Genomic DNA, 13,583 nt, shown 5'->3' with positions numbered 1-13,583 from the left:
TCGATCCCCGCGCGGCTCGACGTGCCGCAATCGAAATTCGACGACTGCGCCAAGCTGAATTTCGCCGACCGAGCCGCGGCCGCCCAATCCGGCGCGGTCGTGCCGTCGTTCATCGAGAATGCCGCATTGGAGCGTGACGTTCGCGCATCGTTCGTCGATGTGATCACGCAATTCGTGAACACCCCGTCGATGACTTCCGCCACTGCCGTCAAGAAGCTGGCAGCCGCGGCGAAGAACAACTGACGTCGCCGGTGTCGTCCCGCTCCGTCCGGAGCGGGACCAGCCTGTCTGCCGGATTTCCCCGAATAGCTCAGAACTTGTGGCGCAGGCCGACGATTGCGACGATCTGCGAATTCGCGCCCGAATTGACGTCGTAAGAGCCGATCACCGCTTGAGCGCTCCCCTGGCCATTGTCGCCGCTCGCATGCTGATAGCCGGCCATCGCATAGACGTCGGTCCGTTTGCTCAGCAAATAGTCGACGCCGAGATTGACCTGCTGATAGGTCGCCGACGAATGGCCGCCCGAACGCGTGTAGTTGTAGCCGCCGATCACCTGGAACGTCGGCGTCGCCATCCAGCTCGCGAACACGGAGCCGTTCTGGAAGTGCTGCGAACCCGCGAACGTCGACGCGCCGTCCGACGTATAGCGCGTGTACGAGTACGCCGCGCCGGCCGTGACCGGCCCGACGACGTACTGTGCGCCGATCCGCCCGATATCGATGCCGCGGGCAGTGGCGTACGCAGCATTGACGGCGCTGTTGAAGAAACTGTCCGCGCTCGACGTGCCGCGTGCCGACGTCCTGGCGTTGCCGTTGTCCACGTGCAGGAACCCGCCCGCCACGCTGAGCGCGCCGCCGCTGTAGGCCGCCGCGGCCGACCAGCTTTGCCCGGAGCCCGTCGATCCCGCCACGCCGCCGAACGCATACATGGTCTCGACCGTGACACCGCCCCACGACGGGCTCGTCCACTTGACCGCACTATTGAAACGCGCGCTGTCGTCGTAATTGTCGATATCGCCCGGCGGCGCGAACAGGCCGCTGTACGAATCGGCGGTGATCGGCTGAACCAGATCGGTCACCGGATCGTATTGCCGACCGAGCGTGACCGTCCCGAAACGCGTGCTGCCCAGCCCGACGAACGCTTGCCGGCCGAACATGCGGCCGTCGTTCTGCAACTGACCCGAGCCGAGATCGAAGCCGTTCTCGAGCTGGAAGCTCGCTGACAAGCCTCCGCCAAGATCTTCGGTGCCCTTGAGCCCCCATTCGTTTCCGGACAGATTACCGGCCGACATCTTCCATTGCGACGCTTGTCCGCCGCTGTTGTGAATGTATGCGATACCGGTATCGACGATGCCGTAAAGCGTGACCGAGCTTTGCGCATGCGCGCCGGCCGCGTAGGCGGTAATCGACAGAGAGATCGCCGAGATGACTTTTCTTTTCATTTCACTTGTCCGTCCACGAAGTACACATCGATCAGAGCGGTATTGATGCGTCTCCCGCATACCGCTCCGCTTCTTTCCCGTCGTCAGGAGAACTATCCAGAGCGATGGGTGTACGGTAGGGAGGCCGTCATGCGACGGCTGATCGTCACCCCCTCCTGCCGTTTGACGACCGCCGCGTTTCCGGCCGGGCTGCCGTCCGACACGCGTTGTGTCGGACGAAAACCCGGTCACTGCCTCCTCACCCGCGACGCAGTATTGAAGTCCAATAAATGCCGCTCAATTTCGCAAAGACACAATTTGTGTCGCACTACGACGCACTCGCATCCACGCCATGAAAAGGGCCTCCGCGCGCCGCGGAACCGCGCAAACCCGCTCGACTCGACGCAAAAAAAACGGCACTCTTTCGAGTGCCGAATCGCTGCCCGATCTCTCGGCCCGATGTCAGTCCGCTCGCTTTCCGAAGCGGCGAACGCGGATATCGGCCTGTTCCTTGTGCCCCGCAAAGCCTTCCATTGCACACAGTCGCGAACAGTATTCACCGAGCATGGCCGATGCTTCGTCGGTCAACACCCGCTGATAGGTGCAGGTCTTGATGAATTTGCCGACCCACAGCCCACCGGTATAGCGCGCGGCCTTCGTCGTCGGCAACGTATGGTTCGTGCCGATCACCTTGTCGCCGTACGACACGTTGGTACGATCGCCGAGAAACAGCGCACCGTAGTTCGTCATGTGCTCGAGGAAATAGAGCGGATCGCGCGTCATGACCTGAACGTGCTCGGACGCGATCCGATCGGCTTCTTCGACCATTTCGTCGACGGTGTCGCACAGGATGATCTCGCCATAGTCGCGCCACGCGACCGACGCGACGGCCGCTGTCGGCAACACCGCAAGCTGGCGCTCGATCTCTGCCGGCAGGCCGTCCGCGAGCCTGGCGGAATTCGTCAGGAACACGACCGGCGAATTCACGCCATGCTCGGCCTGGCCGAGCAGGTCGGCCGCAACGATCTCGACGTCCGACGAATCGTCGGCGATGACGAGCGTCTCCGTCGGGCCCGCGATCAGGTCGATCCCGATCTTGCCGAACAGCTGGCGCTTCGCTTCGGCCACGTAGGCATTGCCCGGGCCGACGATCATGTCGACCGGCTCGAACTGATCCGTACCGAGCGCCAATGCGGCAATCGCCTGCACGCCGCCGACGCAGTAGATCTCGTCCGCGCCCGCGAGATGCATCGCCGTGACGATCGCCGGGTGCGGCTTGCCGTCGAACGGCGGCGCCACGGCCACCACACGCTTGACGCCGGCAACCTTGGCCGTGAGCACGCTCATATGAGCGGAAGCCAGCAACGGATACTTGCCGCCCGGGATATAGCAGCCGACGGAATTCACCGGAATGTTGCGGTGACCGAGCACCACGCCCGGCAGCGTCTCGACTTCGACGTCGCGCAATGCGTCCTTCTGCGCCAGGGCAAACCGGCGAACCTGCTGCTGCGCGAACTTGATGTCGTCCAGTTCGCGCTCCGACAGGGTCGCGACGCACGCGCTGATTTCCGCGTCCGTCAGCCGAAAGGATGCCGGGTTCCATTTGTCGAACCGCATCGAGTATTCGCGCACGGCAGCGTCCCCGTTGGCGGCGACGTCCGCGATGATCTGCTCGACCGTATCGCGCACCTGCTTCGCGATCTCGAGTTGCGCCTCCATCGGCTTGCTTTTCTTAAGATGCTGGATCACAAAAATCTCCAAGAGTGTTTCCCGACCATGCAGCGCGAAACCCGCGTTGCGACGGTGCACGATCCGAACGAGTTCGATCACACGGGCAAATTTTCGCGGGCCGAATTTGCCGACACAATTTCGCATCCGCGTCGAAGCTGACGCGACATGACGCACCGCGCTGACGCACCTGCCGAGGCGCGTCCCTCCCGGCGTTTCGCCGCGCCCGCCCGACTGCCCGCGCGCCCGGATACCGTCTTCCGGCCCCCGCCGGCCGAGGGTTTTCTAGTGCTTGACATCGCCATTTTGGGCGCGCAGCATTTCGCCAACTTATACGTATAAGTTCCATTGAACAAGGAGTGAAGTCATCATGCGAGTTCTCCATCTGTACGGCGGCTGGCCGGGGCACTACCCGTATGAAGTCGCCGCATGGACGCGCGGACTGTTCGACGAACTGGGCTGGGAGGTCGAAGGTTCGACCGACATCTTCACGCTCGATCGCGATCTGTCCGCCTTCGATCTGATCGTGATCGGCTGGAACAACGCCGTCACGACCGAGACGCTGACCGCGTCCCAGGAAAGGCATCTGCTGGACGCCATCGAGAACGGCACCGGCCTCGCCGCATGGCATGGCGCCGCCGCGGCGTTTCGCGCAAGTCTTCGCTATCACATGGTGCTCGGCGGGTCGTTCATCGAGCACCCTGCCGGCGAAGGCTATCCGCATCCGTACATGGTCAACGTGATCGATCACGACCATCCGGTCACGCGCGGCGTCGAGGACTTCGAAGTCCGTTCGGAGCAGTACTACATGCAGGTCGATCCGAACAACCACGTGCTGGCCGAAACCACCTTCGACGGCAAGCCGTTCCCGTGGCTGGCCGGCAATCGCAGCCCGGTCGCATGGGTCAGGCAGTGGGGACGCGGCCGCGTGTTCTACCACTCGATCGGCCACGACGTCGGCAACCTGTCCGACATCAACGTTCGCCGCCTCACGATGCAAGGCCTGCAATGGGCCGCGCGACCGGCTGCGTGACGCAGTCAAAGAAAGTCCGCGCGGGCCGACCGTCGTCGCGCGCGGGTGTCCTCAAATCCTAGTCAGGATAGAAAAATGGCAAAGCTTACCGGAAGTCAAATCGTCGCCCAGACGTTGAAGAACTACGGTGTCGAATACGTCGCCGGCATTCCCGGTCACGGCATCTGGACGCTGACGGACGCGTTCCTCGAGAAGGACTCGGAGATTCGCTTCATCCAGGTGTTTCACGAGCAAAGCGCGGTGCATCTGGCCGACGGCTACTACCGTGTGTCGGGCAAGCCGATGGCGGCAGTCACGTCGATCGGCGCCGGCGCGAGCAATACGGTCATCGGAATGGCAACGGCCTTCACCGATTCGACGAGCGTCATGCTCATCACCGGCGGGCCGCCCACGCACATGCGCGGTCACGGCCTGCTTCAGGAACTCGAACGCTACGTCGACAACGATTTCCCGAAGATCGCCGAAGCCGTGTCCAAGCGTCATTGGGTGGCCCAGCGCGTCGAGGAGTTGCCGTTCATCATGCATCGCGCATTCAGCTCGATGCTGACCGGCCGCCCCGGCCCGGTTCATGTCGAGATTCCGATGGACACGCAGGCCGAGGCCGCGGAAGTCACGCTGCACCAGCTCGAGGAACGCGTGCCGCTCGGCAAGGTGTATCCGGACCCCGTCGCCGTCGAAAAAGCGGCCGACGTGCTTCGGCAGGCCAGGCGCCCGGTGATGGTCATCGGCGGCGGCGTCATCACCGGCGAAGCGGCCGCGGAAGTGCTTGCGCTCGCCGAGAAGTGGCAGATTCCGGTCGTCACTACCTGGAACGGCAAGAGCGGCTTCCCCGAAGACCATGCGCTGTTCGCGGGCAGCGTCGGCCAAACCGGCACGATGTGCGGCAACAAGGTCGCATCGAGCGCGGACGTGATCATCGCCGTCGGCTGCCGTTTCACCGACTGGTCGTCGTCGAGCTACGCGAAAGGCGTCACGTTCTCGATTCCGCCCGGCAAGCTGATCCACATCGACATCGATCCGCACGAGATCGGCAAGAACTATCCGGTCGCCGTCGGCATCGTGGCCGACGCGAAGTACGCGCTCGCCCATATCGTCGAAGCGCTCGAAGGCGATGCGGCCGACCGCGGCGAATATCTGGCCGAGGTCGCCGCGCACAAGGCGGAATGGGAAGCCAAGCTGGCCACGCGCCGCGATTCCGACCGCTTCCCGTTCACGTCGCAACGACCGCTGGGCGCGCTGCGCAAGATCTTCCCGCGCGACACCATCGTGGTGGTCGGCTCGGGCAATACCCAGGGCGCGGTCAAACAGACCTTCCCGGTCTACACGCCGCGTACCCACCTGACCTCCGGCGGCTTTTCGTCGATGGGCTGGGCGGTGCCCGCCGCCATCGGTGCGAAGCTCGCGAAGCCGGACAGCCCGGTGGTATGCATTCTCGGTGACGGCGACTTCCTGATGACGTCGCAGGAAATCGCGATTTGCGTCACCAACAACCTGCCGGTGATCTTCATCGTGCAGAACAACGCCGGGTATATGTCGATTCGCGGCGGCCAGCGCAAGCAGACGAGCCGTCATATCGGTACCGAGTTCAACTATCCGGACGGACGCCCGTACTCGCCCGACTTCGAGGCGGTCGGCAAGGCATTCGGTCTCAAGTCGTGGCGCGTCAACAGCAATGACGAACTCGAGCCGATCCTCCAGCAGGCGCTCGACAGCAACGCGCCGTGCCTGATCGAGATTCCGACGGATCGCGACGCGGCCGGCCCGTGGGTGCCGGGCTGGTGGGATTTCCCGATTCCGGCCTATATCGACGACGAGCGCCAGGAAGAGTACGCGCAATTCCGCAACTCAGAGCAACATCTGTAAGGTAGTCAGCGCATGAGCGATGCAACGCATGTTCATCGTCCGGCGTCCGGTCTGTCCAGTTTCGCGCCGGTGCTCCGGCGCGAAATCCCGACGGTCGTGCCCGGCAGCGATGGAATCATTACCTGCGACGTGGTCATCGTGGGGTCCGGCATGGGCGGCTCGAGTTTCGCGCAAGGCATCGCAGGTCACGGCCTCGACGTGCTCATCGTCGAGCGCGGCGATTTCCTGCCTCGTGAAATCCAGAACTGGCAGGCCGAAGCCGTATTTCGCGACGGACGCTACCGCAACGCGGAGTCGTGGGACGACGACGCCGGCAAACCGTTTTCACCCGGCGTGTTCTACTACGTCGGCGGCAACACGAAGGTCTTCGGCGCGATGCTTCCACGGTTCAGGGAAGCCGATTTCGGCGCGATTCAACACGCCGAGGGAATTTCGCCCGAGTGGCCGATCACTTATGCCGACATGGAGCCGTACTACGCGGCCGCGGAGCGGCTTTACAACGTCCATGGCGCGGGAGGCCAGGACCCGACCGATCCGTGGCGCTCCGGCGACTATCCGTTTCCCGCGCTGGAACACGACCCCGCGTTGCGGCCGCTCGCCGCGGCGATGTGTGCGCAAGGCCTTCGTCCGTTCGTGATGCCGGCGGCCGTCAACTACGGAGGCGAACGGCCGTGCGTGCTCTGCTCGACCTGCGACGGTTATCCCTGCCTCGTCGATGCGAAGGGCGATGCGGAAGTGTCCGTGCTGAGGCCGCTCGTCGGCAGCGGCGGCGCACGGCTGATGGTGCGCACCCGAATCGATCGTCTCGTCATGTCGGCCGACGGCACGCGCATCGAGGAGGCGCTCGGCGTTCGCGACGGGCAACCCGTTCGCATCCGCGCCAAGCGGTTCGTCCTCGCGTGCGGCGCGGTGAACTCGGCGGCCCTTCTGCTGCGATCGGCCGATCACGCGCATCCGGAAGGTATCGGCAACCGCTCGGGGATGCTCGGCCGGAACTATATGGTTCACAACAGCACGTTCATGCTCGCGGTCGATCCGCGTCGCGCCAACGACGTGCTGTTCCAGAAAACGCTCGCGGTCAACGACTGGTATTTGCGCTCCCCGCAGAACGCGTTTCCGCTCGGTAACGTGCAGATGCTCGGCAAGATCCGCGAGCCGATGGTGACGGGCATGTATCCGTGGCTGCCGAAGGCCGTTTCGCGCTACATGACCGACCACAGCGTCGATCTCTACCTGACCAGCGAGGACCTTCCCGATCCGGAGAACCGCGTCACGGTCGATCCGCAGTCGGGCCGCATCCGCATCAGGTGGCGTGCCAACAACCTGCGTGCACACCGGGCGCTCGTGAAGAAGACGGTCGCGATGATGCGGCGGGCCGGGTATCCGCTCGTGTTGACCAAGCGCATGGGCATTGCAACCAACTCGCATCAATGCGGCACGGCCGTGATGGGCAACGACCCGGGCACTAGTGTGCTCGACACGAACTGCAGGCTTCACGACGTGGAAAACGCGTGGATCGTCGACAGTTCGTGGTTCCCGTCCTCCGCGGCGGTGAATCCGGCGCTCACGATCGCCGCGAATGCGCTTCGTGTGGCCAGGCAGTTCGTCGGTCGCTGAAGCGACGCTTGCCCCTGCGCCGCGATCCGCCGGCCGCGCTCATCTTGCCGCGGCCGGCGCCTGCGTCGTCGATCGCACCACCAGCTCCGTCGGCAGGAGCACCCTGGGCACGCGCGGCTTGCGGGCGGCGGGGCCACTCAGCAGTTCGCTGAGCAGTTGCGCGGCCTGACGGCCTTTCTCGATCAGCGGCTGGCGGATGGTCGTGAGCCCGGCACCGGCTGCTTCCGGTATATCGTCGAAACCCGCCACGGACAACCGATCGGGCACCGCCACCCCGCGTTCACGCGCCGCCTGCACGAGCGCGAGCGCCATCACGTCCGACGTCGCCGCCACTGCCGTGAGGCCCGTATGCTGCAGCATCTGTTCGGCCGCCCAGATGCCCGATGCACGATCGAAGCCGCCGGCCTCGACGATCAACAGGTCGTCGAAGCCGAGCCCCACCGCTTCGGCCGCGCGCAGATAGCCTTCGATGCGGGCGCGCACGACGTTTTCCGTGGCTTCCTGGAAGCGCTGCCTGCTGACGATGCCCCTGACGCCGTCCGGACGCAGCCGGTCGGCCACGATGCCGATCCGCCGGTGACCGAGCTCGACCAGATGCCGCATCTGGACGATGGCGGATTGCAGATCGTCGATCCCGACGAACGGCACCTTGTCGATGATTGGTGCGTCCACGATCACGACCGGGATGCCCTGCCGGCGCGCGACCTCGATGACCGGATAGTGGTCCGGCAGCGAGTACGCGATCAGGCCGTCGACGAACCCGCGTACCGCGAGGCTGCCGTTCGCGGCGTCGCCGGCATGATTCGCCAGATCCTTCTGTAGCGGGAAGAGCGCGAGCGCGACGTTCGCGAGTTCGCTGATTTCACCGATGCCGCGCAGCAGGCAGGTGGTCGCCGGATCGGCGAATGCGTAAGGCAACTCGTCCATGATCATCAGGCCGACGGCACCGACCCGCCCGGAGCGCAGGCTGCGCCCGCGGACGTTGGGCCCGGGATAGCCGAGCTTTTTCGCCACGGCGAAAATATGCTCGCGCTGTGCCTCGGAGATTTCCGACGGCTTGTTGTACGCATAGGAGACCGCGGGCTGAGAGACGCCGGCGGCCAATGCGACGTCCTTCATGGATACGGCACGCTTCATCGATGGGAAGGCATCCGCCTGTGGGCTGGCAATGCCGCATTTTACAGGGATACACGCCGAACCCTTCACGCATTCGAGCCGGCCAGCAATGCCATCACGCTTGCATGAAGCGCGCCGCTCGACGCCGCGACGACGTCGCCGGCCGAGCGCTCGGTCAATCGTCGTCCGCGCCAGTCCGTCATCCGGCCGCCGGCCGCTTCGACGATCGGCACGATCGGCAGGAAATCGTGGGGGGCGAGTCCCGATTCGACGACGAGGTCGCACCGCCCGCTGGCCAGCGCCGCGTAATTGAAGCAATCGCCGCCGTATCGATGCACGGCGACACGCGCGACGAGCCTGGCGTATACCGCGTGCTGGTCGGGTGTGAACTTGTCCGGCGTCGTCGTGCACATGCGCGCCGCCGACAGGGGCACCGCCGTGCCGGCAGCCGACTCGACGTGCGTCGCGGCATCGGTGCTGCTCGCGATCATTCGTTGGCCGAGCGCGGGCATGTCGATCGCGCCGAGCCACGGCACGCCGTCGCACAGCACGCCGACGAGCGTGCCCCATAGTGGACTGCCCGTCACGAACGCGCGCGTCCCGTCGAGCGGGTCGATGACCCATCTCCGGTTCGACACGCCGTGTGCGAGGCCGTCGACCACGCCGAACTCCTCGCCGACGCTGGAATCCAGCGGGTGCCGCGCCTGAATGCGGCTGCGTAGCGCCAGCTCGATACGCTTGTCGAGTTCGGTAACGGGCGACGTGTCGCCCTTTCGCGTAATCGCGAGCGTGTCGTGCGCCACGGCGCCGCACAGCGTGCGAGCCAGGTCGCAGAGCTCGATCACCGTGTCCCGATAGTATTGTTCGTCGATACCCGACATCGGTCCCGCCATCGAAGGTTCGTCATTCCACTCCACGTTCATCGTCCTGATACGGGCCGGTCGGGCACGCCACGATCCCGACCGACCCGTCCTTTCAGACGACGCGCTGTTCGGTCGCCGGATCGAAGATCAGTGCCTTGTCCGCATTGACGACGAGCTGCATCACGTCCCCGACGCGTCCGACACCGGGCGCGAACCGGGCCATGATCGATTCGCCCGCGACCGACAGCAGCACGAAGTTGTCGGCACCCGTCGGCTCCACGACGTCGACCGTCGCCTGGAAGCTCGTTGCCCCGACGCCCGGCGCGAGCCATTCCGGGCGAACGCCCAGTACGACGTCCCGGTCGAGGTAGCCGCGTTGCGCGTCGCTCAGCGCGCCCAGCGCGATCTCGACGGTGTGCCCGCTGCCGTCGCCGCCGATGAAAACCGCGTGGGTGTCACGGCCACGCAGCACGCCCGTCAGGCAGTTCATCGCGGGCGACCCGATGAAACGCGCGACGAACAGGTTCGCCGGACGATCGTAAACATCCTCCGGCGTGCCGATCTGCTGCACCTCGCCGCCCCGCATGACGACGATCTTCGTCGCCAGCGTCATCGCTTCGATCTGGTCGTGCGTCACGTAGACCGTGGTCGTGCCGACACGCTGGTGCAGCTTCTTGATTTCCGCGCGCATTTCCGTGCGCAGTTTCGCGTCGAGATTCGACAACGGCTCGTCGAACAGGAAGATCTTCGGTTCCCGCACCATCGCGCGCCCCATGGCCACGCGCTGGCGCTGCCCACCCGACAGCTGGCTGGGCTTGCGATCGAGCAACTGATCGAGCTGCAGGATCGCCGCGACCCGCTTGACCGCCTCCTCCTGCTCGGATCGCGATGCCCTCCGCACGCGCATCCCGAATGTCAGGTTGTTGCGCACCGTCATCGTCGGGTAAAGCGCATACGACTGAAACACCATCGCGATATCGCGCTTCGCGGATTCGACGTCGTTGACGACCGAACCGTCGATGACGATCTCGCCGTCGTTGACCGGTTCGAGCCCCGCGATCGCGTTCAGCAAGGTCGACTTCCCGCAGCCGGACGGGCCGAGCAGCACGAGGAATTCACCGTCGTCGGCATCGATGTTGATTGCCTTGAGGCACGCAACGCTGCCGTAGTTCTTGCGGACGTCGCGAATATGCAGAGAAGCCATGATTACCCCTTGACCGCGCCGGCCATCAGGCCGCGCACGAAATACTTGCCCGCCAGGAAATAAATGACGAGGGTTGGAAGAGCGGCCAGCAACGCACCGGCCATATGGACGTTGTACGGACGTTCGCCCGCGCTCGCACTCACCATGTTGTTCAGCGCAACCATGATGGGCGTGTTCTGACCGCTCGTGAACGACACGCCGAACAGGAAGTCATTCCAGATCGACGTGAACTGCCAGATCACGGTAACGACGATCATCGGTACCGACAGCGGCAGGATGATGTACGCGAACGTCGTCCAGAAACCCGCTCCATCGACCCGCGCCGCCTTCACGAGATCCTGCGGCACCGTCATGAAGTAGTTGCGAAAGAACATCGTCGTGAACGGCAAGCCGTAGACCGTATGCACGAGCACGAGGCCTGCAAGGCTGCCCGACAGGCCGAGCACGCCCAGCGTCTTCGCAAGCGGTATCAACACGGATTGATATGGCGTAAAGGTGCCGAACAGGATCACCCCATAGACGAACTTCGATCCTCTGAAATTGAATTTCGTCAACGCGTAGCCATTCAATGCGCCAAGCAGCGTGGACAACACGACGGCAGGCACGACGATCAGCACGGTCCGCACGTAGAACCCGTTCAGGCCCACGCAGTCGATTCCGACGCACGCGTTTTGCCATGCATCGATCCACGGCTGGACCGTGGGCGCGAGCGGAAAGGACAGAATCGACGTCGACCGGATCTCCTCCATGTCCTTGAACGAAGCGAAGACCATCACGACGAGCGGCATCACGAAGAAAGCCGCGCTGCCGACGAGAATCGCATAGAGCACCGCACGCGCGACCACACGCAGCGTCGTGCCCGACGGGCGGGACACGCGACGCACGTGCCGGGCCGTGTCAGAGACTGTCGTTGTGTTCACGCTTGAACTCCGAGTAGAGATACGGGACGGTAAGTGCGACCACGACGAGCAGGATCATGACGGAGCTGGCGGCGCCCTGCGCGAGCTGACCGCGGCTGAACGTCAGGTTGTACATGAACGTCGTCGGCAGGTCGCTCGAGAAACCCGGGCCGCCGTTCGTCAACGCCACGACAAGGTCGAACGACCGCACCGCCTGGTAGATCAGGATCACGACCACGCTGAACACGGACGCGCGCAGCATCGGGATGATGATGGTCAGGTAGATGCGCAGCGTGCCGGCGCCTTCCATGCGCGCCGCCTTGATGATTTCGCCGTCGATCCCGCGCAGGCCCGCCAGGAAGATCGCCATCACGAAGCCCGCGGTTTGCCAGACGGCGGCGACGACAAGCGTATAGACCGCCATCTGCGGGTCGATCAGCCAGTTGACATGGATGCCGGTGATGCCGAGATCCTGCAGCAGCTTTTCCAGCCCGAGGCCGGGATTCAGGATCCACTTCCACGCGGTGCCGGTCACGATCAACGACACGGCCATCGGATACAGATAGATCATCCTGAACGCCCCCTCGCCCCGCACCTTCTGGTCGAGAAAAATCGCGAGCAACAGGCCGAGCACGAGCGAGATCAGCATGAACGCGATCGAGAACAAACCGAGGTTCGTTACCGCGACATTCCATCGATCCGAATCCCATAGCCTTGCATACTGCGCAAGACCGACGAAGTCGTAGTTCGGCGCGAACTTCGAACTGGTGAACGAGATGACGATCGACCAGCCGATGAACACATAGACGGCAATCAAAAGTACGACGACACTCGGCGCCAGCGTAAGGGCCGCGGGGCTCGCGCGCAGCCAGCGTCGCCGCTGCCCGGGCGCTCCGGCATGGATGCCGCCTCCTGGGGAAAAAGACATCTCGAATCTCCGTGTGGTTTCTGCTTTCATGCGCTCCCCTCTCCTGATACGGTCACGCGATGCTTGCGGCATCCCCGCGGCGCGTCATGCCCGGATGGTGCCGCTCGTTCCGTGCACGACCGTGTCGGGATCATGCGATCGGTGGCTGGAGTATTTGCCGCTAAAAACACGTGCTCAATTTCGCGGAGCGCTCAAAAGAGACGCACAGTGACGCACGAAACGCAGTACACTCGATCACGCGCGGAGGCAGTGCGGCGGCCCACGCTTCGGATACCGCACGATGCGCTCAATGCGTCGATTTCCTTCGGTTTCCATACGGAAAATCCCGCACGGGAATCGACGCATCGCGGCCCGCGACCGACCGTTGCACGCCGGTTCGCCGTTCATCGCAGGTCCCTTCGATCATTTCTTCAGAAACGACATGGATCGTCAGCACGACCTTTCAAACCTCGCCAGCAATCTGTCGCTGCTCGTGGCGTCCTTCGACTCCATCGCGGATTTTTGCCGGAAGCTGAACATCAATCGCCAGCAGTTCAACAAATATCTGGCGGGCCACCACGTTCCGTCGCAGAAGGTGCTGCTGAAGATCGCCAAGTTTTTTCTGATGGAGCCGGCCGACCTGTTCCGGGCGCCGCCGGAATTCCGCAGTTTTTACGAAGGACTCGAATACGAACTGCCGTTCGATTTGAAATCCGCACCGAGCTTTCTGCGATTTCTGCCGCTGATCAAGTCGTCGAGCGCCGCGCTGCAGGATTTTCTCGGGGTGTACTACCGGTACCACAACTCGTCGATCTACAAGGGGCGCATCCTGCGCTCCGTGACGTGCCTCTACGAGCGCGATTCGGTGGTGCAGTACGTTACCGTGGAACGTTTCCCGTTACTGGATCAGGACGGCAAAGTCGGCTACTCGTT

11 protein-coding genes and 1 pseudogene are annotated in these 13,583 nt (G+C 63.9%); 5 read left to right on the top strand and 7 right to left on the bottom strand.

From position 1 onward, the window contains the following. Positions 1–243, top strand: a pseudogene (locus tag JMF90_RS05725) (carbohydrate ABC transporter substrate-binding protein); the annotation flags it as partial. Between the two features lie 67 nt (positions 244–310). Here JMF90_RS05725 and JMF90_RS05720 read toward each other — a convergent pair. Together JMF90_RS05720 and hisD are read right to left on the bottom strand one after the other, a co-directional pair. Beyond that, positions 311–1,441: a porin gene (locus tag JMF90_RS05720; RefSeq protein ID WP_201317386.1), complete on the bottom strand. Its 1,131-nt coding sequence runs from the start codon at positions 1,439–1,441 to the stop codon at positions 311–313. Between the two features lie 441 nt (positions 1,442–1,882). Beyond that, positions 1,883–3,169: a histidinol dehydrogenase gene (gene hisD, locus JMF90_RS05715; protein ID WP_011545712.1), complete on the bottom strand. Its 1,287-nt coding sequence runs from the start codon at positions 3,167–3,169 to the stop codon at positions 1,883–1,885. Between the two features lie 349 nt (positions 3,170–3,518). Here hisD and JMF90_RS05710 point away from each other — a divergent pair, with 349 nt between their 5' ends. The 3 genes from JMF90_RS05710 to JMF90_RS05700 all read left to right on the top strand — a co-directional run bounded on the left by JMF90_RS05710 (position 3,519) and on the right by JMF90_RS05700 (position 7,661). Continuing rightward, positions 3,519–4,181 (top strand): ThuA domain-containing protein, encoded by a 663-nt coding sequence (locus tag JMF90_RS05710; RefSeq protein ID WP_077217190.1) that lies wholly within the window; start codon positions 3,519–3,521, stop codon positions 4,179–4,181. 75 nt (positions 4,182–4,256) lie between these two features. Further along, positions 4,257–6,044 carry a thiamine pyrophosphate-binding protein gene (locus JMF90_RS05705; RefSeq protein ID WP_074806867.1) on the top strand — a complete coding sequence of 596 codons (1,788 nt, stop codon included), beginning with the start codon at positions 4,257–4,259 and terminating at the stop codon, positions 6,042–6,044. A 12-nt stretch (positions 6,045–6,056) separates the two neighbouring features. Further along, positions 6,057–7,661 (top strand): GMC oxidoreductase, encoded by a 1,605-nt coding sequence (locus JMF90_RS05700; RefSeq protein ID WP_201317387.1) that lies wholly within the window; start codon positions 6,057–6,059, stop codon positions 7,659–7,661. A gap of 39 nt (positions 7,662–7,700) precedes the next feature. On the opposite strand, the gene JMF90_RS05695 is transcribed toward JMF90_RS05700, so the two are convergent. The 5 genes from JMF90_RS05695 to JMF90_RS05675 all read right to left on the bottom strand — a co-directional run bounded on the left by JMF90_RS05695 (position 7,701) and on the right by JMF90_RS05675 (position 12,671). After that, positions 7,701–8,780, bottom strand: coding sequence for a LacI family DNA-binding transcriptional regulator (locus JMF90_RS05695; RefSeq protein ID WP_236597950.1), 1,080 nt, complete (start codon positions 8,778–8,780; stop codon positions 7,701–7,703). 83 nt (positions 8,781–8,863) lie between these two features. After that, the gene (locus tag JMF90_RS05690) at positions 8,864–9,670 is read right to left on the bottom strand and encodes an inositol monophosphatase family protein (protein ID WP_226292373.1); all 807 of its coding nucleotides are present in this window, start codon (positions 9,668–9,670) and stop codon (positions 8,864–8,866) included. 82 nt (positions 9,671–9,752) lie between these two features. Next, positions 9,753–10,844, bottom strand: a complete 1,092-nt coding sequence (locus tag JMF90_RS05685; RefSeq protein ID WP_201317388.1) for an ABC transporter ATP-binding protein — start codon at positions 10,842–10,844, stop codon at positions 9,753–9,755. 2 nt (positions 10,845–10,846) lie between these two features. Further along, a complete protein-coding gene (locus JMF90_RS05680) occupies positions 10,847–11,632 on the bottom strand; it encodes a carbohydrate ABC transporter permease (RefSeq protein ID WP_234044226.1) in 786 nt (261 codons plus the stop codon). Positions 11,633–11,741: 109 nt separating this feature from the next. Next, positions 11,742–12,671, bottom strand: coding sequence for a carbohydrate ABC transporter permease (locus JMF90_RS05675; protein ID WP_050768789.1), 930 nt, complete (start codon positions 12,669–12,671; stop codon positions 11,742–11,744). Between the two features lie 421 nt (positions 12,672–13,092). Between JMF90_RS05675 and JMF90_RS05670 the strand changes: the two genes are divergently transcribed. Continuing rightward, positions 13,093–13,583: helix-turn-helix transcriptional regulator (locus JMF90_RS05670; protein ID WP_236597949.1), on the top strand; the 491-nt coding region annotated here is incomplete at its 3' end.

This window comes from Burkholderia sp. E168m23 (genome assembly GCF_016586125.1).
Taxonomy (GTDB): Bacteria; Pseudomonadota; Gammaproteobacteria; order Burkholderiales; family Burkholderiaceae; genus Burkholderia; species Burkholderia orbicola.
Note: the sequence above shows the minus strand (reverse complement) of the source record. Positions and strands in the feature narration are given on the sequence as shown.